This window comes from Kosakonia sp. WA-90, from assembly GCF_039871955.1.
In the GTDB taxonomy this organism is placed as follows: Bacteria; Pseudomonadota; Gammaproteobacteria; order Enterobacterales; family Enterobacteriaceae; genus Kosakonia; species Kosakonia oryzendophytica.
In genome coordinates this window covers 225,899-246,786 of record NZ_JBDPLJ010000002.1, presented here as the reverse complement: position 1 = coordinate 246,786, position 20,888 = coordinate 225,899, and the positions used below count along the sequence as shown (strand labels likewise).

The 20,888-nt window shown below is 52.9% G+C and carries 12 protein-coding genes and 1 pseudogene; 7 read left to right on the top strand and 6 right to left on the bottom strand.

Annotation, left to right across the window (positions count from 1 at the left end; translation table 11 throughout):
- Nucleotides 1–6 precede the first annotated feature (6 nt).
- Nucleotides 7–5,829 (bottom strand): hypothetical protein, encoded by a 5,823-nt coding sequence (locus tag ABGA49_RS04415; RefSeq protein ID WP_347665190.1) that lies wholly within the window; start codon nt 5,827–5,829, stop codon nt 7–9.
- Between the two features lie 184 nt (nt 5,830–6,013).
- Nucleotides 6,014–7,546, bottom strand: a complete 1,533-nt coding sequence (gene hutH / locus ABGA49_RS04410; RefSeq protein ID WP_134317852.1) for a histidine ammonia-lyase — start codon at nt 7,544–7,546, stop codon at nt 6,014–6,016.
- Nucleotides 7,547–8,180: 634 nt separating this feature from the next.
- On the opposite strand from hutH, the gene ypdK reads away from it, so the two are divergent.
- Nucleotides 8,181–8,252, top strand: coding sequence for a membrane protein YpdK (gene ypdK, locus ABGA49_RS04405; protein WP_134318594.1), 72 nt, complete (start codon nt 8,181–8,183; stop codon nt 8,250–8,252).
- Between the two features lie 64 nt (nt 8,253–8,316).
- Here the strand turns inward: ypdK and alaC are convergent, their stop codons facing one another.
- Entirely contained in the window at nt 8,317–9,558 is a 1,242-nt protein-coding gene (alaC, locus tag ABGA49_RS04400) for an alanine transaminase (protein ID WP_061493860.1), read from the bottom strand.
- A gap of 389 nt (nt 9,559–9,947) precedes the next feature.
- Here alaC and ABGA49_RS04395 point away from each other — a divergent pair, with 389 nt between their 5' ends.
- Together ABGA49_RS04395 and ABGA49_RS04390 are read left to right on the top strand one after the other, a co-directional pair.
- Nucleotides 9,948–11,645 (top strand): sensor histidine kinase, encoded by a 1,698-nt coding sequence (locus ABGA49_RS04395; protein WP_347665189.1) that lies wholly within the window; start codon nt 9,948–9,950, stop codon nt 11,643–11,645.
- A 12-nt stretch (nt 11,646–11,657) separates the two neighbouring features.
- Nucleotides 11,658–12,386 carry a LytTR family DNA-binding domain-containing protein gene (locus ABGA49_RS04390; RefSeq protein ID WP_088238146.1) on the top strand — a complete coding sequence of 243 codons (729 nt, stop codon included), beginning with the start codon at nt 11,658–11,660 and terminating at the stop codon, nt 12,384–12,386.
- Here the strand turns inward: ABGA49_RS04390 and glk are convergent.
- Entirely contained in the window at nt 12,383–13,348 is a 966-nt protein-coding gene (gene glk, locus ABGA49_RS04385) for a glucokinase (RefSeq protein WP_061493857.1), read from the bottom strand. The genes ABGA49_RS04390 and glk overlap by 4 nt on opposite strands.
- A 180-nt stretch (nt 13,349–13,528) precedes the next feature.
- Between glk and ABGA49_RS04380 the strand changes: the two genes are divergently transcribed.
- Complete coding sequence (locus tag ABGA49_RS04380) at nt 13,529–14,764, top strand: ion channel protein (protein WP_061493856.1); 1,236 nt, start codon at nt 13,529–13,531, stop codon at nt 14,762–14,764.
- Here the strand turns inward: ABGA49_RS04380 and ABGA49_RS04375 are convergent, their stop codons facing one another.
- The gene (locus ABGA49_RS04375; RefSeq protein ID WP_347665188.1) at nt 14,765–16,423 is read right to left on the bottom strand and encodes a thiamine pyrophosphate-binding protein; all 1,659 of its coding nucleotides are present in this window, start codon (nt 16,421–16,423) and stop codon (nt 14,765–14,767) included.
- Nucleotides 16,424–16,604: 181 nt separating this feature from the next.
- Between ABGA49_RS04375 and mgrA the strand changes: the two are divergent.
- Both mgrA and ABGA49_RS04365 read left to right on the top strand, forming a co-directional pair.
- Nucleotides 16,605–17,603: pseudogene (gene mgrA, locus ABGA49_RS04370) on the top strand (L-glyceraldehyde 3-phosphate reductase).
- 123 nt (nt 17,604–17,726) lie between these two features.
- Complete coding sequence (locus ABGA49_RS04365; protein WP_061493853.1) at nt 17,727–18,053, top strand: DUF2502 domain-containing protein; 327 nt, start codon at nt 17,727–17,729, stop codon at nt 18,051–18,053.
- Nucleotides 18,054–18,106: 53 nt separating this feature from the next.
- Here ABGA49_RS04365 and ABGA49_RS04360 read toward each other — a convergent pair whose 3' ends face one another.
- A complete protein-coding gene (locus ABGA49_RS04360; protein WP_071889914.1) occupies nt 18,107–19,345 on the bottom strand; it encodes an Nramp family divalent metal transporter in 1,239 nt (412 codons plus the stop codon).
- 353 nt (nt 19,346–19,698) lie between these two features.
- Here ABGA49_RS04360 and ABGA49_RS04355 point away from each other — a divergent pair, with 353 nt between their 5' ends.
- Nucleotides 19,699–20,886: a NupC/NupG family nucleoside CNT transporter gene (locus ABGA49_RS04355; protein ID WP_061493851.1), complete on the top strand. Its 1,188-nt coding sequence runs from the start codon at nt 19,699–19,701 to the stop codon at nt 20,884–20,886.
- Nucleotides 20,887–20,888: the final 2 nt, after the last annotated feature.

The window sequence follows — 20,888 nt, the reverse complement described above, 5'->3', positions numbered from 1 at the left end:
AGCGCGTCAGGCATCCGGTGTGATGGCCTGTGTCGTGTTCATTGCCTGTGTCGTGTTCGTCCCGGCGGAATCGGTCAGTTCAAGACCGAATTTTTTAATCTCTTCATCGGTGAAGATACCGGCAACGCTAAAGTCGAGCGCTTGCGCAAGCTGTGTGGCTGTCAAATTGTCCACCAGTTCTTTCATAAAGGCATCCTCTTCATCAACTGAACGGCGTGTTCTGCTACCGGTTGCCAATGTAATCGCCCAGTGTCCGGTCTTCTCATCGCCAACCCACTTGAATTTGAAACTACTGAGCAGTTCATTAATCAGTACGACCAATGAGTCTGCATTGTTCATTTTGGTATAAGCCCGCTCCATAGCCAGAAATAGCGCTCGGGCCTGCGCTATTGCGCGGTCCAGGGTATTTAATGGCGGAAGTTCATTGACCAGATACTCGGCAGATGTTTGTGCTGTACGGCCTAATGTTGCATGCGGACTGAATGATTCCCATCTTGATTCACCGAATCTAAAATGATGCTGTTTTAAATTGGGGAATTTTTTTCCTAAGTCGGCAATATAGGCATAGTCCTCAGACCCAATGGCATGATGGGTCATCTCATGAAGAAGCGTGTTTTTAATCCCTTTCTCTTCTAATACCGTGGGGAAAACTAACATAATGCGTGCAGAAGGATCCCGCTCATAAACAAAAGCCACCGTTTGCGATATATCACCCTCACTTGCTGTAACGGGTACAACACGGCTGAGCTTGGTCTCTTTCACATGATAATGTGCTTGTTGGTAAAGCCGACTCGATAATTCATCAAGCCGTTGATAAGCTTCCCCAAGGATCGTAGCATCGGGCGTATTTAAATACCTGGCCAGCACTACGAGGATCGCATCACGCAATTCTGGCGATGCTTTTGCTTGTCCAAGCAGTGCGGAAAGTTGATCTGCCCGGGTATATGTCTTATTAAACGCCGTTTCAACTTTATCAATATTTTTCGAGGGTATAAATCTCCCCCACCATTTTTTACCCACATTTGCTTTATAGGTTATAAAATCAGGCGCAGCTATTTGGAAGCCACTATTTTGTAATTCGTAGTTATAAAAATTTGTCAGGTTCTTGATTTTAGTGGGATCTCTGAGATTGAGCGCCAGATCTTGCATGATCGGCCTGAATTTGGTTATATCCGGACCGATCTCTTTCAATAAAGCGGCATATTTCATAATGAGATCGCCTTGCGATAAATTAACCGGCACATCTGCAAAAAACGGCAGGCTCTTCAGAGAAGACTGTAACTCCGGATTTTCTTTTAACGCTTGTCGGATAGAAGCAGAAAGCGATGTTTCTGCTTCCGCACCTTTTTCCACGCCAAGCGTTTTCTCAAAAAATTCCTGCATATCATCGAAATCCAACCCCGTGCTTTTCACGCTATTTTTGTATTCTTGCGAGGTATAAATCAGTACCCCATCCACGGGATAATCTTTTAGTGGGAGACTACCCGCCGCTTCCGTCATAGGCTCAAACTCTTCAAATAACTCTGAAAAATCAGCATCATTTTTGACATCATAATAGCCAGTCACATCATCAGTCTGCTTACTTTTCTTAATCACTGTTTGGAGCCATTCATTCTCATCAAAATAAATATATGAGAATTCATTATTATCGGAAAACATCTGTACCACCACCCGATCATTACCTCTTCTCCCTTGCACAAAATATTGGTTTATCACTTCATCCGTAGTGCTTCCTTTTTTCCATCGGGTGAGGATACGGATATCAGATTTAAATCCCAATTCGCGCATTTTACTGATCACTTTTTTGGCAGTTTTTGATTGCTTCAGCAAGCCCTCCCCCGCAATGTTGTTTGCCGCAGCGCCAGCCCCGGTATCCGTCTGCTGTTTCGATGATCCGGCAGCAGCGTCTGTTTTGTCAGACGGTTTCGTTTTCACAGAGGGGCGTGCCGTGTCCGACGCTTTTAACGTCTCGACGACCTTATCGAGATCGCTGCGCGCTTCTTTGCTGATCGTCGTCACCGTATCCGGTACTTTGCGCAGACGCCGGATACCGGTTTTGGTCATTACTTGTACCAGCTTTTCCTTCACTACCCGGTACAAGTCGGGCAGCGTTTCCTTCACCGCCGTATTCCCCAGACGCGCCAGCCGCCGGGTGCCTTTCACCACGCCGCCTATTGCAGGCCCAGCCAGATTGCCCCCCAGCTCAAACGCCGCCGCCATCACCATCGAACGGATATACAGCTCACGCTCTTCCTCATCATCTGCCAGCGACGCAAGCACAGCCGTTGGCACAACCTCTCCCAGCAGGGTGACCGCCAGAGATGCCGCTACCCATGGCAGAGCAGGGCCGCCCAGCATTACGCCACCGACCATAAGCAGCACCCCGGAGAGAATGGCCAGCGTATTTATCAATTCGAATGCAACGGCCCGTTTATGCTCCGCAGACGAGTAAATAAGATCGTCGTAAAGGTCGACAAGATCCTTGCGATGCATATCGATAAGCTTGTCGAAGAGCACATCCGGCGTTTTTGCATAGGTGATAAAAGGTGGGTAGTAATCTGATGAAGACACTTCGGAGGTCATGTCCATAGAGTATGCTGGTGCATCATAGTGCTCTGCGCGATAGTCATAACTGTCGTCCACTTTCGCCAGCGCCTTCCCCGTCCGGATCGTCCGGTGTTTCTCCATAAAGGCCTTTATCGCGGGGTATTTTTCAATCACCACGCCAGGGGAAACCTTTCTCCCTCTCCCTTCCTTATGTACTTTGCCGGCAAATCCAGGCCACGGCACTTCACAATAATCATTGTTCCACAGTGACAGTAGCACGCCGATTTTCTTTTGCTTGGGAACGAGAGAAGGTGAAACCGGAATAAAAATCACATCAGCAAGGGTGACACCATGCCACTCCACGCTTTCCGCTTTGGTCTCGCCTTTGAGAAAACTTTCAACCGCATCGATATAGCGCTGATGGTACTCTCCCTGGGAAGCCTTCGATACGCGGTTTTTTCTGTCGATATACGCCAGTGCCGCTCGATCCAACATAAACTTATAGGCTTTCCTGGCCTTTTGTCCGCCCTCGGGGTTGTTCAGGTCAAACTCATCCTGAATTCGCCAGTCAGCAAAATCCCCCATATTGCCCAGACGTTCCTTCAGCGCACTGGGAAACGAGGAGGGCCATTCAATCACATCGTCGGTATAGGATGTTCCGTAATCTCTGCGCGGCCCCCCCCTGGCAATGTCGACCAGCGTGTAGCTGCGGGAAGGAATAGTGGTGGTCAGTTTCCCCTTTACATCCATGCCGACCCCGGCTTTGAGTACAACCGGACGGGAAGTGATTATTGACTGATCGGACCATTTATCTTCCAGCCCATACATCTCCAACGACTCCCGGACAAAGGCCGTCATATAGCGATCCGGGTGGAGGATGTTTTCCCCCAAAAAGTCGGTCAAATCTGCTATCCGCCGATCCAATATCGTTTTCAGCTTATCCAGCATATATTTATCGGCACTGAAACGCTCAGGCATCGGTTCGGCCTGTTCGGCTTGCTGGCGGATGTTTTCCCAGTCCACTCCGGTAAGCAACGCGTGTTCCGTCGATACGGTTGTATTGCCCACAGTCGCAGGCTGCGAGGTTGCCGTTTCACTGGTGTGCCGCGCCTCCATTGCCCACAACAGCGGCAACGCCTCCACTATCGACTCATTATATAACTCGAAATATTTCGACTGGGTTTGCTCATTCCAAAGAAGGAAAATGTGCTCTTTAATTATCTTGTTCAACTCCTCATCCAGCACGGCAAAATCATAAGCGGCAACCATATCGTCGTTTTCAAGCGCATGTAGCAGGCGTTTGACCGTCAGGATACTCCACGCGGTATAGAGCGTGACCAGGTCCACATGACCTGTATCGTCCCGAATAAGGTCCACCAGGCTTATCAGCATGATTTTGAGATACTGCGGAAATGTCCCGGAAAATCGGGATCGATCAATAAGATCGACATAAGACAGGCTGTATTGCCCAAAGAACACTTCCGATGCCGGTATATCCGTGCTGAATGACAATGACGTATTTTTCATGATATCTGTCGACGGTCTGTCAGCACTGTAGGTAGCCAACCGCGCGGTACGCTCCGCGAGTTTTTTACTTTTGGCAGCATATTCCTTCAGTTCGCCCGCATCCATCGCGTTACCTTCCCAGTCATCGTTCAGCCTGTTGGTCAGCGTTTCAAGGCGCTGCACAAGTACTTCCTCATCTCTGGCCTCCTCCACATTCATATGAAGCAGCCCCATGCCCCAGTCATACAGCGCTCTGCGGTAAAGCTGAAGGTAATAACGTCCCAGATGTAGCCAGCGTTCATCGGGTAGTTCTGCAGACTTCGCGCCTGAATGCGGATCGTAGATGCTCGCAATGGACTCCTCTTCAATCTCCTGCTGAAATTCTTGCCTGAAGGTCCCGACCTGCAATTCATCCATTCTTGTGAACCACGCATCTGCGAGCGGGAAGCTCTCTCTGGGCACATACAGACTGCCCCGATCACCCGGTTTGGGGCCTTCGCTCAGCATCAAAAATATCGATTTTTCTAAGGTGCCATTCTTGGCTGCTTTATATTCTTCAGCCCAGTATGCACTGCGTAACGAGGGGTCTGCTGTCGCGTTGGCTGGTACAGTCATGTTTGCTGATGCGGTCGCGTTGGCTGGCGCTGTTGCCTCCGTTGTCACGAACGGATCTACCAGTATCTTTTTCACTCTGATACCACGCGAAACCTGGGGCTCCGCCATCAGATGTGACCTTTTAACGCGAGATTTCGCAGCCAGGGAGGCTTCCTCTGCCATCACGGTCGTGCTTTCCGGCTGCTGGCTGGCACTATCCGTGCTGCTGAATGCAGATGAGGCAATGTTATCCTCCACCAGTTCCGCGACTATCGCTTCCAGCTCTGCAATATCACCAGGGCTGAAGGGTGATACGGCCTCAATCGGCGAAGCCGCGTTTCGTTCAGGAAAGAGCGAGTTAATCAACTCCCGCTCGTCCTCAGTTAACATCCCGGTCAGTTCAGCCAGACGTTCATAAGCAGAGGCATTTTCATCATTACTGCGACCAAACATCGAATACCAGGCGTATGATAGCCCTGCCAGCAGAGCGGAAGCGCCAACTGCTTGCGCAGCCCCTCGCGGGGAGATCTGCGATGCTGCAGCAGCCATGAGCAGGCCGGTTGTACGGGTCATATCGGCAATACGATCGCTTATACCCGGCCGTGCTGCCTGAGTGGCTACCCCCGCTCCGCCCAGCATCGTCATGGCGATATACGTCGGTGCAGCGCGATCGCCGGCAGACGCAGTGCCAGGTGCCAGCGACGTATCGTATGTTGATGGGGTATAGGTCGTTTCCTCCTCCGGCTTCGCTATCACCTCTGCTTCTGCCTCTGGAGCTGGCTCACGCACTTTCGCTTCTGCCTCCGACAGCGATTTTCGCGTCGCCGGCCCCGCTTTTACAACACCGGTCTCCTGCTGACGGGTTCGCGCCCTCTCTACCGGGATCCCGGTTCCCAGAACATTCAGCACATACAACATCAGTGTTAAGCGCTCAGCCAGATTTCGTGCGCGAAAGACAGGCAATGGCGGCAGGGGCGCTGCTGCAGCTTCCGCTGCCAGTCGGGCGTCCCGCTCATCAAATTCGTAGCGGATCCAATCCTCCACCGAAGCGAATCCTGGGATCCCCAAAGTGCGTTCGGCTATGGCGCGCCTGCCACGGTTATGCCTCCTTTCGCCTCGTTTCTTCGGATGTGCATATTTCGCTCTTTTGACTTTTTCAAAGGGAGGGGCATGTCTGGGCATCACGCTTTCCTCATGATTGAGGGTGAGTGAAAGAGAAATGGCCGGAAATATATAAAATTAAAAATAGCAATAGTCAGACAACAACTACTGGTCTGTTCCGCGAATTGGGATATTTCATTAAGGTTAATGCACAGGACCCGGAGCCAGGGAAATTCCCCCTGGCCGGTTGCAGAAACAGCGGTGATCAAATCTGACTGGGTAGCACAGCCGGCAGCAGTGGCATCAAACGCCGCGCAGCCAGAAGCGCCGTGGCCTTTTCGATGTCGGGTGCGAAAAACCGGTCTTTTTCGTAGTGCGAAACCTGCTCGCGCAGCAGGTGGCGCGCCTGTTCCAGCAGTGGACTACTGGTTAACCCTTCGCGCATATCCAGCCCCTGGCAGGCGGCCAGCCACTCCACCGCAATCACACCACGCGTGTTAGCGGCCATCTCCCATAAGCGGCGGCCGGCAGCTGGGGCCATCGACACGTGATCTTCCTGATTTGCTGAGGTCGGCAAACTGTCCACACTATGCGGATGCGCTAACGCTTTATTTTCGCTCGCCAGCGCGGCAGCGGTGACCTGTGCAATCATAAAACCGGAGTTCACGCCGCCGTTTTTCACAAGAAATGGCGGTAACTGCGACATGTGACTGTCCATCAGTAACGCTATGCGCCGCTCCGCTAATGCGCCCATTTCCGCAAGCGCCAGCGCAATATTATCCGCCGCCATCGCCACCGGTTCCGCATGGAAGTTGCCACCTGATATCACCTCATTTTCCGCCGCAAACACCAGCGGGTTGTCCGACACCGCATTCGCTTCCGTCAGCAGAACGTCCGCCGCGTTACGCAACTGCGTCAGGCACGCGCCCATCACCTGCGGCTGGCAGCGCAACGAATAGGGATCCTGCACTTTATTGCAGTTGTGATGCGACTGCGAAATGGCGCTATCGTCGGTCAGCACGTGGCGATAAAGCGCCGCAGCGTCAATCTGCCCGCGTTGGCCGCGCACCTCGTGAATACGGGCGTCAAACGGGCGACGCGAGCCCAGTGCCGCTTCTGTGGTCAATGCCCCACACACTATTGCAGCAGCAAACAGATCTTCCGCTTCAAACAGCCCGCGCAACGCGAATGCCGTAGAGGTCTGCGTGCCATTGAGCAGCGCCAGCCCCTCTTTCGCCGCCAGCGTTAGCGGTGTGAGTCCGGCATGTTTCAACGCCTCAACAGACGGTAACCATTCGCCCTGCCAGCGCGCTTTACCTTCGCCGAGCAGCGTCAACGACATATGGGCAAGCGGCGCCAGATCCCCGGATGCGCCTACCGAACCTTTCGCCGGGATCCACGGATAAACGCCCGCATTGACCATTGCCACCAGCATCTGGATCACCGGCAAACGGATACCGGAAAAACCACGTGCCAGGCTGTTAATTTTTAACACCATGATCAAGCGCACCATGGCGTCGTCCAGCGGCTCACCCACTCCCGCAGCATGGGAAAGCACCAGTGAACGCTGGAGGTTTTCCAGATCTTCGGTAGCAATACGCGTCTGCGCCAGCAAACCAAAACCGGTATTAATGCCATAGGCTGTACGCCCCTGCGCCATGATGGCATTCACACACGCCACGCTGTTATCAATGGCGGCAAACGCGCTGTCATCCAGCGTAAGATGAAGCGGGTGGCTGTAAATATCACGCAGTTGCGCCAGTGTCAGTTGGCCGGGAATAAGGGTGAGATTCTTCATGCCTGGTAAAGTCCCTGAGTTGCTGCGTTTTCAGGCTGCGTGCGGCACTCCTGAAAACACGGTGAGTATATAAACACATATACTTGTCTATACAAATACACGCAAGTCATGATTTAACATAAAAGATACAATTTTTTTATAGTGCGCCAGTAATCACGGTTTCGTGGTGACACACCCGTAGACATAAAAATCACTGCACAAATATGCCCAGGCAGACGGGTGTTTATGCATTTTTTTGCATGTCGCTTTTATTGCGTTTTTAAGACACAAAAATCCGCTTTGGCGAAGAGTGTGAACTGACTCAAAAAATTAGCCTTATAAATCAGGCGGAAATGAAGCGTTTCAGCAGGGATTTTCTCCTTCGCTGAAGCACAATTTATTTAGCAGTGAAATTAATGTGTCGCCAAACCCCGACATAGCCTAACTTACTAAAATTAAATAAAAAAACCCTCTTGTAAGGGCAAAAAATTAAGCGTACATTAGCCTCGTTTGGTGAGGAATCACCCAAGATTCTGAGATGGAGCTGTGGCCGAAAGGGAGAAAATTCTCATTTTCGTTTTGGCGTAGTTTCACCTCTCTATACTCAGTCCTGATAGGTCATGAATGCATACATAATGTATGCGGAGCGATGAACGTGAAATATTTCTTTATGGGCATTTCGATGATGGTCATTGTTTGGGCCGGCACATTCGCCCTGATGATCTAACCTGAGCTTATTGATGCAGAAAAAGAAAAAGGAGCCTTTCGGCTCCTTTTTTTATTGATTCGGTTTAAGGTTCAATATCTTCCGTTGTGGTTTTGGGCGCTGCCGCAAGCAGGCCATCAGCGCGGAACATGCTTTTAATACCCCGTACCGCCTGCCGAATACGATCGCGGTTCTCAATCAGCGCGAAACGCACGTGAGTATCGCCGTAATCACCAAAACCAATCCCCGGCGACACACAGACTTTGGCGTCTTTCAGCAACTTCTTGGCAAATTCCAGCGACCCCATTGCTGCATACGGCTCCGGTATTTTCGCCCATACGTACATGGACGCTTTCGGCATCTCAACCATCCAGCCGGCTTCATGCAAGCCTTTCACCAGTACATCGCGGCGGCGCTTGTACTGCGCGGCAATGTCGCGCACGCACTGCTGATCCCCTTCCAGCGCCGCGATTGCCGCGACCTGCAACGGCGTAAACGTACCGTAGTCATGGTAACTTTTGATACGCGCCAGCGCGTTAACCAGCACCGGATTGCCGACCATAAAGCCAATACGCCAGCCCGCCATATTGTAGCTTTTCGACAGGGTAAAGAATTCGACCGCGACGTCGCGCGCGCCGGGCACCTGCATGATCGACGGCGCTTTCCAGCCATCATAAACAATGTCGGCGTAAGCCAGATCGTGCACGACCAGTACATCGTAGCGTTTTGCCAGCGCCACCACTTTCTCGAAGAACTCTAACTCTACACACTGCGCCGTAGGGTTGGACGGGAACCCGAGGATCATCATCTTCGGCTTCGGGTAACTTTCGCGGATTGCACGTTCCAGTTCGTTGAAGAAATCGACCCCTTCTACCAGCGGTACAGAACGCACCTGCGCGCCCGCGATCACCGCGCCATAGATATGGATGGGGTAGCTTGGGTTTGGTACCAGTACCGTATCGCCATGATCCAACGTTGCCAGCATTAAATGCGCCAGCCCCTCTTTCGAGCCAATCGTCACAATGGCTTCGGTTTCCGGATCGATATCCACCTGATAGCGATCCTGATACCAGCGGGAAATCGCTCGACGCAGACGCGGAATACCGCGCGAAGTCGAGTAACCGTGTGTATCCGGACGCTGCGCCACAGTACAGAGTTTCTCGACAATGTGGGGGGGAGTCGGACCGTCCGGATTCCCCATGCTGAAATCAATGATGTCTTCGCCGCGCCGACGCGCAGCCATTTTCAGTTCAGCAGTGATATTAAAAACATAAGGGGGAAGACGATCGATACGCGTAAAACGGCGTTCAGGACTGAAGTCAGCCATAGATTCCTCGGGATAACGTGAGCGCCCGGACCGTCCGAGCGACGTCGCCGCGATTGCGGCGTGCTAAGAACATAGCCCGAAAAATTTCCTGCTGTCGAGAGGGAAAGGAAAAAATAATGTTCTGACAAAAAAGGGGAACCCCAAAAAACCACCCTGAGTGCAAGACCATCCCTTTATTACCGAATCAAACAAACATTTTAACAACATGATATCAATATAATTACTCTACATTTTCATCAAATCTCCGTCTTCGCTCACATGCTTTCGACGCTAATTAATCCCCTTTTGAAATAGTGGTTTTTCCTCATTCACTCAATGAATGTCCCGGCTGGTCATCCGGGCCGCAGTTTCTTATCATAGCTTTTTGACGCCTTTCACATGAGTTTCCCGTGCACGAAATATTCGACATGCTGTTGGCGGTTTTCGATCGCGCGGCGTTGATGCTGATCTGCCTGTTTTTCCTGATCCGTATCCGCCTGTTTCGCGAGCTGCTGCATAAAACCGCCCACTCCTTCAAAGAGTTACTGGGCGTAACCGCCATCTTCTCCATGTTCGCACTGTTCAGTACCTGGTCCGGTGTCCCCGTGGAAGGTTCGCTGGTCAACGTGCGTATTATTGCAGTGATGTCCGGCGGCATTCTGTTTGGTCCGTGGGTCGGTATCATTACCGGCGTGATTGCAGGCGTACATCGCTATTTGATTGATATTGGCGGGGTTACGGCGATCCCCTGCTTTATCACCAGTATTATTGCCGGGATCATGTCCGGGGTGATTAACCGCAAGATCCCGAAAGCGCAACACTGGCGCGTGGGGATTATCGGCGGCATGATCTGTGAAAGCCTCACCATGATGCTGGTGGTGGTATGGGCGCCTTCCACCGCGCTCGGCCTCGATATTGTCTCCAAAATCGGCGTACCAATGATCCTGGGTAGTGTCTGTATCGGGTTTATTGTGCTGCTGGTACAGAGTGTTGAAGGGGAAAAAGAGGCCATGGCAGGACGTCAGGCAAAACTGGCACTGGATATCGCCAATAAAACACTGCCGCTGTTCCGTAACGTTAACAGCGAATCCCTGCGCCAGGTGTGCGATATCATTCGTCGTGATATCGACGCCGACGCGGTCGCGATTACCAACGTCGACCATGTTCTGGCTTATGTTGGCGTTGGGGAAAATAATTACCGCGACAGTGATGACATCATCAGCCCCACCACGCATCAGGCGATCAACACCGGCGAAATTATCATTAAAAACAATGATGAGGCGCACCGCACGCCAGAGATTCACTCCATGCTGGTGATCCCGCTGCGTGAACAAGGCATCGTCACCGGGACGCTGAAAATCTACTACTGTCACGCACACCAAATCACGTCGTCGCTACAGGAGATGGCCGTCGGGTTATCACAAATTATCTCCACCCAACTGGAGGTGTCCCGCGCCGAACAGTTGCGTGAAATGGCAAATAAGGCAGAACTACGTGCATTGCAGAGCAAAATTAACCCGCACTTCCTCTTTAATGCCCTGAATGCTATCTCGTCATCCATTCGTCTTAATCCGGATACCGCCCGGCAATTGATCTTCAATTTGTCGCGTTATTTACGCTATAACATTGAATTAAAAGATGATGAGCAGATAGATATCAAAAAAGAGCTCTACCAGATTAAAGATTACATTGCGATTGAACAGGCGCGCTTTGGCGACAAACTGACCGTCATTTACGACATTGATGAAGAGATCGGGTGCGAAATCCCCAGCTTGTTGATCCAGCCACTGGTAGAAAACGCTATCGTGCATGGCATTCAGCCCTGTAAAGGCAAAGGGGTGGTGACCATTAGCGTAGAAGAGTGCGGCAACCGCGTGCGTATTGCCGTGCGTGATACCGGAAATGGCATATCGCCGGAGATGATCGCCCGCGTAGAAGCCGATGAAATGCCCGGCAATAAAATCGGTCTGCTGAATGTTCACCAACGAGTAAAACTGCTGTACGGCGAAGGGTTACATATCCGCCGCCTGACGCCGGGGACGAAAATCGCGTTTTACGTGCCACGCCAGTCGACGCCCGCGCCCTCGATTGCCGCGCTGTTGCCTTAACGGGAGATGTGAATGAAAGTCATCATTGTTGAAGATGAAATCCTGGCGCAACAGGAGCTAAGCTGGCTGATTAAAGCGCACAGTCAGATGGAGATTGTCGGCACGTTTGACGACGGTCTCGACGTACTGAAGTACCTGCAACACAATAAAGTCGACGCCATTTTTCTCGATATCAACATTCCCTCGCTGGACGGTGTATTGCTGGCGCAGAACATCAGCCAGTTCGCCCACAAACCCTTTATCGTGTTTATTACCGCCTGGAAAGAGCATGCGGTCGAAGCCTTCGAACTGGAAGCGTTTGACTACATCCTTAAACCTTATCAGGAGTCACGTATTATCAGCATGTTGCAAAAGCTGGAACATGCGTGGCAACAACACACTGGCGCGACTACAAACCCGCAGCCACGGGAAAACGCGACCATCAATCTGGTGAAAGACGAACGCATTATCGTCACCAGCATTCATGATATCTATTATGCGGAAGCACATGAGAAGATGACCTTCGTCTACACGAAGCGGGAGTCTTACGTGATGCCGATGAATATCACCGAATTTTGCAGCAAACTGCCAGCGGCGCATTTCTTCCGTTGCCACCGCTCCTACTGCGTCAATCTGGATAAGATCCGCGAAATAGAGCCATGGTTTAACAATACCTATATTTTGCGGCTGCGCGACCTGGAGTTTCAGGTGCCCGTCAGCCGCAGTAAGGTAAAAGAGTTTCGGCAGTTAATGGCGCTCTAGAGATAGTAGCCCAGTGTCTGGCGCAGGTGCGCGCCTGCGCCTAACAGCCCCGGATTGTCGTGGACGATAAGATAAACCGGAATATCCTCGACGTAGGATTTAAAACGGCCTTTATCTTCAAAGCCGCCGCGAAAACCGGAAGCGGTAAAGAAATCGAGGAAGCGCGGTACAATCCCGCCGGCAATGTAGACGCCGCCAAAGGTGCCAAGGTTCAGCGCCAGGTTGCCGCCGAAGCGCCCCATAATGACGCAGAACAGTGACAGTGCGCGGCGACAATCGATGCAGCTATCCGCCAGCGCGCGCTCGGTTACATCTTTCGGTTGCAGATTTTCCGGCAAACGCCCGTCGGATTTCACAATTGCGCGGTAGAGGTTCACAAGCCCGGGGCCGGACAGCACACGCTCGGCGGAGACATGACCAATCTCACTGCGCAGCTCTTCAAGGATAATCCCTTCTTCTTCGCTGTTGGGCGCAAAATCCACATGACCGCCCTCGCCCGGCAAGCTCACCCAGCGTTTATCCACATGCACCAGGTGCGCGACGCCAAGGCCGGTGCCCGCACCGTAAACGGCGATCGGCTTGCCTTCCACCGGCTTAGCGCCGCCAAACTGGATCAGATGCTCTTGCTTCAGCATCGGGATCGCCATCGACACAGCCGTAAAATCGTTAATGATTTCCAGATGGGCGAAGCCAAGGTTTTTCTTCATTTCTGCGATGGAAAAAGCCCAGGTGTGGTTGGTCATCGCTACCCAGTCACCGGTGATCGGGCAGGCAATGGCGATACACCCGTCCTCCACGCTCACGCCGTGCTCCTCAAGGTATACACGTACCACGGCTTCCAGGCTTGGGTAGTCGAGGCCTGAGTAGGTCTTGGCCCGGGAGATGACGCCGCTGTCGACATCGCATAACGCTAAGCGCGCGTTAGTGCCGCCTACGTCTCCCACTAAAGCATATTTTGTCATTCTTTTACGGCTCCGCTAAAGTCAGAATAAATCTTTGGCACACTGTAAATTCAAGGCGCTTTAACGACAATGACCATAACACGAGTGCCCCAGGATTATCGATCTTCGTCACAGATTAACTTCGTGGTTTCGGCTCTGTTAGCAGCCACTGCCACACTCTTCCGGTAAAAGGACATAAGCATGCTCCATCCGCGAGCCAGAACCCTGTTATTGCTGGCGCTGCCAGCACTGACGATTGGCGTAGCCTCAAGCCTCGTACTCCTGCTGGTGATGAAAATCGCCGCAGTGTTGCAATCCATTTTATGGTTCGGCATTCCCTGGCGGCTGGGAGTCGATCCGGACTCTCCCGGCTGGATCCTGCTGATGTTGACACTGACGGGTGTGGCCGTTGGGTTGGTGATCCGCTTTAGCACGGGTCATGGCGGCCCTGATCCGGCGACCGAGCCGTTGATCAGCGCGCCGGTTGCCGTCAATGCGCTGCCGGGTCTGGTGCTGGCATTGATCCTTGGGCTGGCGGGCGGCGTCAGCCTCGGGCCTGAACACCCGGTGATGGTGCTGAATATTGCGCTGGCGGTGGCGATTGGCGCGCGCGCATTTCCGCGAGTCGCCCCACTGGACTGGACGATTTTGGCCTCTGCGGGCACACTTGGCGCACTGTTTGGTACCCCGGTTGCAGCAGCGCTGATCTTTTCACAAACGCTGACCGCCAGTAATGATGTACCGCTATGGGATCGTCTGTTCGCCCCACTGATGGCCGCTGCTGCTGGCGCGCTGACCACCACGGTGCTGTCGCATCCCCATTTCACTCTACCGATTCCCCATTATCCGCAGTTGCACATTGTCGATATCATCAGCGGTGCGGTCGTCACCATGCTCGCCATCGCGCTGGGGATGGTTGCGGTCTGGTGTTTACCCCGCCTGCATCAGCTTATGCAGCGGCTAAAAAATCCGGTGCTTGCGCTGGGCATTGGTGGGTTTCTGCTCGGTATTCTTGGCATCATGGGCGGTAATATCACCCTGTTTAAGGGGCTGGATGAGATGCAGCAACTGGCCTTTGCGCAGACATTCACCGTCAGCGATTATCTGCTGTTTGCGGTGATAAAACTGGCGGCGCTGGTGGTAGCAACAGCGTGCGGGTTCCGCGGTGGGCGTATTTTCCCGGCGGTGTTCGTCGGGGTAGCACTAGGTCTGATGTTGCACCAGCATGTGGACGCGGTACCGGCGGCGGTAACCGTCTCCTGTGCAGTGCTTGGTCTGGTGCTGGTGGTCACGCGGGATGGCTGGTTAAGCCTGTTTCTTGCCGCTGTCGTTGTGCCGGACACGACACTGCTGCCGTTGTTATGCATCGTGATGCTTCCTGCCTGGCTGTTGCTGGCCGGGAAGCCAATGATGGTTGCTCCCCGGCGGGACAAGTGATCACTGGTTGTTGCGCGCTTCAAGCGAGCGGGTGACGTCACGCAACAAATCAGGGAGATCTGTCTTCGGCAGCATGACTTCAATCAGCGCGAGGCGGTGATGATGGGCGGCAGCTTCCAGTGCCTCGGCCAGTTGTACCGTTTCGCTGACCCGCCAGCACTCAGCCTGACAATCATGGCTAAGTGCATGCGGAATATGCGTCCAGTTCCAGCGAGCAATGTCGTTATAACGCTGCTGCGCGCCATGAATGGCACGTTCCACCGTATACCCATCATTATTCAGCAATATAATGATGGGCCGCAGACCGTCGCGTAGCATCGACCCCAGTTCCTGAATGGTTAACTGAGCCGCACCATCGCCGCTGAGCAAAATCACCCGCCGTTCCGGGCACGCTGTTTGCGCGCCAAACGCGGCGGGCAGACAAAAACCGATCGATCCCCATAACGGTTGTACCAAAAAATCGACTTCCGCAGGCAAGCGCAAATCCGCTGCGCCAAACGCCGCGGTTCCCTGATCGGCCAGGAGGATATCGCCAGGACGGATAATATCTTGCAGTGTTTGCCAGAGTGCTGACTGATCCAGCGTCCCCTGATGAACGCGGGGCGGCGCGTCAGTGTGATTAACCTGCTTAGGCGGGTTGCGCGGAAGATGGCGACACACCGAGATCAGGGTATTCACCGCATCGCGCATCGACACGCCGCTGAACCAGGTTTCCCCTACCCGCGCGGCGAACGGCTGAATGTCGATAGTCCGTTCCCGTGGCAACTGCTGACTAAACCCGGCGGTCAGCGTATCGGTGAAACGAGCGCCCACACAAATCACCGTGTCCGCCCCTTCTATGGCTTCGCGTACTGTTGGCGGGCTTGCGGCACCGCTGTAAGTGCCCACAAACCCGGGTTGTGTTTCATCAAATAGCCCTTTCCCCATCAGCATCGTGGCATGGGGGACGGGGAAATCACGCATCCAGCATTGCAACATTTTCTGTACGCCGAAGCGACGAGCAAGAAAATCCGCCAGTAGCGCAACGCGTGGACTGCCCGAAATCAGCGCCTGTGCATGACGGCGAAACGCATCAAGGCGCGTTTCGTCGGATTGCATTACCGGGGAAGTGATAGCGGTTACAGGCGGTGTCGCTGCCATTTTGGCGACATCAGCCGGTAACATCAGGTAACCGGGACGTGACTCTGTCAGCATGGTGCTGATAACCCGGTCGATTTCATAGCAGGCGTTTTGCGCCGTTAAAATGGCGCGCGCGGCAGTAACCGGTTCGCTCATCCGCCAGAAGTGGCGAAAATCCCCGTCGCCGAGTGTATGGTGCAGTAATTCGCCACGTTGCTGCACTGCGCTACACGGTGCGCCAACGATATGCAGCACCGGTACATACTCAGCAAAACTGCCAGCAATGCCGTTAATGGCGCTTAATTCCCCCACGCCAAAGGTGGTAAGCAAAGCGCCAGCCCCCCGGCAACGCCCGTAGCCGTCGGCGGCATAGGCAGCGTTAAGTTCGTTGGCGCAGCCAACCCAGTGGACCGCCGGATGTTGAATGACGTGATCAAGAAATTGCAGGTTATAGTCGCCCGGCACGCCGAACAAATGGTGAATGCCACAGCCAGCGAGCCTGTCCAGCAGATAGTCGGCAACAGAGTAATCAGTTTGCATGACATTGATCCTTCCAGACTTTAGTTCTTCACTGAGTATTGAAGAACTGTGATGAGAGTCCAGGATACGCGCCATATCAGGGGTGGAAAGCAAGCTTTACGATAACGCCCGGTGTAATCTCATTGGTCCGGCGATGTAAACGCATACACTGAAGGCATGATGACTTCACAGGGGCAACGGCATGGTTTATCAGGCAGATTCCGCACGTTACGAAAAAATGGTCTACTCGCGCTGTGGTGATAGTGGGCTTAAACTCCCGGCGATTTCATTCGGGCTGTGGCATAACTTTGGCGACGCCACGCTGTTGGAAAACAGCCGGCAATTACTGCGGCACGCATTCGATCTTGGCATTACCCATTTCGATCTGGCCAACAATTACGGGCCGCCCCCCGGATCCGCAGAGAGCAATTTCGGCCGCATTTTGCGGGAAGATTTCCTCCCCTGGCGCGACGAGCTGATTATCTCCAGTAAAGCGGGATACACCATGTGGGATGGCCCCTATGGCGACTAGGGTTCGCGCAAATACCTGATCGCCAGCCTTGATCAAAGCCTGCGCCGGATGGGGCTCGAATATGTGGATATCTTCTACCACCATCGTCCGGACCCGGAAACGCCGCTGAAAGAGACCATGCGCGCACTGGATCATATTGTGCGCCAGGGTAAAGCGCTGTACGTCGGGTTGTCTAACTACCCGGCAGCATTGGCGCGTGAAGCTATCGACATTCTCAACGACCTGGGCACACCGTGTCTGATCCACCAACCTAAATACTCTATGTTTGAACGGTGGGTGGAAACCGAACTGCTGAATGCGTTGCAGCAAAAAGGCGTCGGCTGCATTGCCTTCTCTCCGCTCGCGGGTGGGCAATTAACGGACCGCTATCTCCATGGTATCCCGGCGGATTCCCGTGCTGCCAGCGGCAGTCGTTTTCTTAATCCGGATCAGCTTACTGATGAAAAGCTGGCGACAGTACACGCGCTAAATGCTGTGGCTCAACGGCGAGGACAGAAACTGTCTCAGATGGCACTGGCCTGGGTGCTACGCGGCGGCAAAGTGACCTCGGTGCTGATTGGTGCCAGCAAGATCGGGCAACTGGACGATGCCGTTGGCATGCTGACCAATCGGGATTTCAGCGCAGCAGAATGTAAGGAAATCGACGCTATTCTCAGCGGTGCAAAATAACGCTTTTTTAGCAAAAAGTGCTGCTATTCATGATTTAGGAGTTCCGCCAATAATACGGGGTTTTACCGCCCCGTAAGATTGTTGTAACAGGCCGTTTCGGCCCCGATCGTGAAGGAGAAGAGTATGTTCAGGTCACTGATTCTGGCAGCAGTGTTAATGGCTTCAGCGCCCCTGGTCGCTAATGCTGGCGAAATCACCCTGTTGCCATCTGTAAAATTACAAATTGGCGATCGCGATAATTACGGTAACTACTGGGACGGCGGCCGCTGGCGCGACCGTGACTACTGGGGTCGCAACTATGAATGGCGCGGCAACCACTGGTATAAACACGACCGCGGATGGCATCGCGGTTGGGATAAACGCGACGCCTATGAACGCGGCTACCGTGAAGGCTGGAACGATCGCGATGACCACCGTGGACCTCGAGGCGGTCGCTGGCATCATCATTAATACGAAAAAGGAGCGCATGCGCTCCTTTTTTGTGGTGATGGGTAAACAGGATGTTATAAACCTGCCGCAGTTCCCACTAACAACCAGCCATTTAAACTGACCACCAGTATCACAATCACCCAGCCGGTACGCTTAATCAGCGATGTATTCACCAGTTCCCCCATCAGCGCGCGATTGCTGGTGAATATCAGCAGCGGCACCAACGCCAGCGCAATACCGAAGCTCAGCAACACCTGGCTCATCACCAGAATTTGCGTCGGATCCAGCCCCAGCCAGATAACAATAAACGAGGGCATCATGGTGATAGTGCGGCGAACCCATAGCGGAATGTGGAAACGCACAAACCCTTGCATCACCACCTGCCCCGCCAGCGTACCAACCACCGTTGAAGAGAGGCCTGCCGCCACCAGGCTCAGACCAAAAATGGTGGCGGCTGCGTGACTCAATAATGGCTCCAGCGTGAGGTAAGCCTGATCCAAATCGGCAATCCCTGTATGCCCGTTAAAATGGAAAGCCGCGGCAGCGGTGGCCATCATGGCCAGATTCACAAAACCGGCGATGGTCATGGCAATCCCCACATCCCATTTGGTGGCTGAATAACGCTGGCGCTGGGTTCCCTGGTGCAAATGCTGCGTCAGGGAAGAGTGCAGATAAATCACATGCGGCATAATGGTTGCCCCCAACACCCCGGCAGCGAGAAAGACGGCATCTGTTCCCGGTAAGCTGGGAATCACAATCCCTTTCGTCAGCTCGGCCAGCCGCGGCTGAGAAAACACCAGTTCGACAATGTATGCCGCTGCAACAAACAGCAACAACCCGCCGATCACCTTCTCTAACGGTTTTTGCCCGCGTCGTTGCAGCATCAAAATGAGAAAGGTAGCAACCCCGGTCAGCACCGCGCCTTGCAATAACGAAACACCGAGGATCATTTTAAAACCGATAGCGGCGCCAATAAATTCCGCGAGGTCAGTGGCCATGGCGATAATTTCCGCCTGTACCCAGTAAAACCAGACCACCGGGCGTGGATAGTGATCGCGGATCTGCTCAGCCAGGTTTTTGCCAGTGGCGATACCGAGTTTGGCCGAGAGCAACTGAATCAGCATCGCCATTAAGTTGGCCCATACAACGACCCACAAGAGCTGATAGCCGAAACTTGCCCCCGCCTGAATATTGGTGGCAAAGTTGCCGGGATCGATATAGCCAATCGCCGCAATGAACGCCGGTCCCATTAACGCGAACCTCAGCTTGCGCGCTGCCCGCCCACTGCTATTCTCAACGCGACTACTGTTCATTTTATGCCCTTAAATATAGCCTTTGCTATGTTTCATGCTATCAAAATGAGAATGATTATCAAGTTCATTTAGATGGATTTACCTGATTTCTCTGATAGCCAGAAACGATAGAAGGGCTGGATGTCCAGTATGGTGACGGCGGCAACGGGATCTGCCGCAGCGTTATGTTAAGAGTTTAGCATCAAGGCGCAACTTTTCACCCACTTACTTAACATAGCAGAAATGTATGATGGATCACTAATTTTGAGTCTGGTCACAGGTCATTAATATAGTGTGTGTTTGATCTCGTTTTCTTTTAGCTTGTTACATAGAATGTGCAAGAAATTTCTACCCGTCTCATATTTGGAGCAAATATGTCCCGCGTTCTGCACTTTGTCCTGGCGCTTGCTGTTGTGGCGCTGCTTGCCTTGCTCGTAAGCAGCGATCGCAAGAAAATCCGCATCCGCTTTGTTATTCAATTGCTGGTTATTGAAGTTTTACTGGCCTGGTTCTTCCTGAACTCAGATATCGGCCTGGGCTTCGTGAAAGGCTTCTCCGAAATGTTTGAAAAACTGCTCGGTTTCGCCAACGAAGGTACCAACTTCGTATTCGGTAAAATGAATGACGAAGGCTTGGCGTTCTTCTTCCTGAAAGTGCTGTGCCCGATTGTCTTTATTTCCGCGCTTATCGGTATTCTGCAACACATTCGCGTGCTGCCGATTATTATCCGCGCCATCGGTACGGTGCTGTCGAAAGTGAACGGCATGGGCAAACTGGAGTCATTTAACGCCGTCAGCTCCCTGATTCTGGGTCAGTCCGAGAACTTTATTGCCTATAAAGATATCCTCGGCAAAATGTCTCGTAACCGTATGTACACCATGGCGGCAACGGCCATGTCGACAGTGTCAATGTCCATCGTTGGCGCTTACATGACCATGTTGCAGCCGAAATATGTTGTTGCGGCGCTGGTACTGAACATGTTCAGTACCTTTATCGTGCTGTCGCTGATCAACCCCTACCGTGTGGAAGAGAGCGAAGAAAATCTGCAGATGGCGAGACTGCATGAAGGTCAGAGCTTCTTTGAAATGCTGGGCGAATACATTCTGGCGGGCTTCAAAGTGGCGATTATCGTTGCGGCGATGCTGATTGGCTTTATCGCGCTGATTTCCGGTCTGAACGCGCTGTTCGCTGCGATTTTTGGTATCTCTTTCCAGGGCATTCTGGGCTATATCTTCTACCCCATCGCCTGGGTGCTGGGTGTACCGGCCCATGAAGCGTTGCAAGTGGCGAGCATCATGGCAACCAAACTGGTGTCCAATGAATTCGTGGCGATGATGGATCTGCAGAAAATCGCGGCCAACCTCTCTCCGCGTGCGGAAGGTATCCTCTCTGTGTTCCTGGTCTCCTTCGCTAACTTCTCTTCTATCGGTATTATCGCCGGTGCGATTAAGGGCCTTAACGAAGAGCAAGGCAACGTGGTTTCCCGCTTTGGCCTGAAACTGGTTTACGGCTCTACGCTGGTGAGTGTGCTGTCTGCTGCGATTGCGGCACTGGTGATCTGATT

Excerpts from the sequence above, each read along its gene's own strand:
- ABGA49_RS04415 (WP_347665190.1), bottom strand. The coding sequence starts at position 5,829 with ATGCCCAGACATGCCCCTCCCTTTGAAAAAGTCAAAAGAGCGAAATAT.
- ABGA49_RS04375 (WP_347665188.1), bottom strand. The coding sequence starts at position 16,423 with ATGCAAACTGATTACTCTGTTGCCGACTATCTGCTGGACAGGCTCGCT.
- ABGA49_RS04365 (WP_061493853.1), top strand. The coding sequence starts at position 17,727 with ATGTTCAGGTCACTGATTCTGGCAGCAGTGTTAATGGCTTCAGCGCCC.
- glk (WP_061493857.1), bottom strand. The coding sequence starts at position 13,348 with ATGACAAAATATGCTTTAGTGGGAGACGTAGGCGGCACTAACGCGCGC.
- alaC (WP_061493860.1), bottom strand. The coding sequence starts at position 9,558 with ATGGCTGACTTCAGTCCTGAACGCCGTTTTACGCGTATCGATCGTCTT.
- ABGA49_RS04360 (WP_071889914.1), bottom strand. The coding sequence starts at position 19,345 with ATGAACAGTAGTCGCGTTGAGAATAGCAGTGGGCGGGCAGCGCGCAAG.
- ABGA49_RS04355 (WP_061493851.1), top strand. The coding sequence starts at position 19,699 with ATGTCCCGCGTTCTGCACTTTGTCCTGGCGCTTGCTGTTGTGGCGCTG.
- hutH (WP_134317852.1), bottom strand. The coding sequence starts at position 7,546 with ATGAAGAATCTCACCCTTATTCCCGGCCAACTGACACTGGCGCAACTG.
- ABGA49_RS04390 (WP_088238146.1), top strand. The coding sequence starts at position 11,658 with ATGAAAGTCATCATTGTTGAAGATGAAATCCTGGCGCAACAGGAGCTA.
- ABGA49_RS04380 (WP_061493856.1), top strand. The coding sequence starts at position 13,529 with ATGCTCCATCCGCGAGCCAGAACCCTGTTATTGCTGGCGCTGCCAGCA.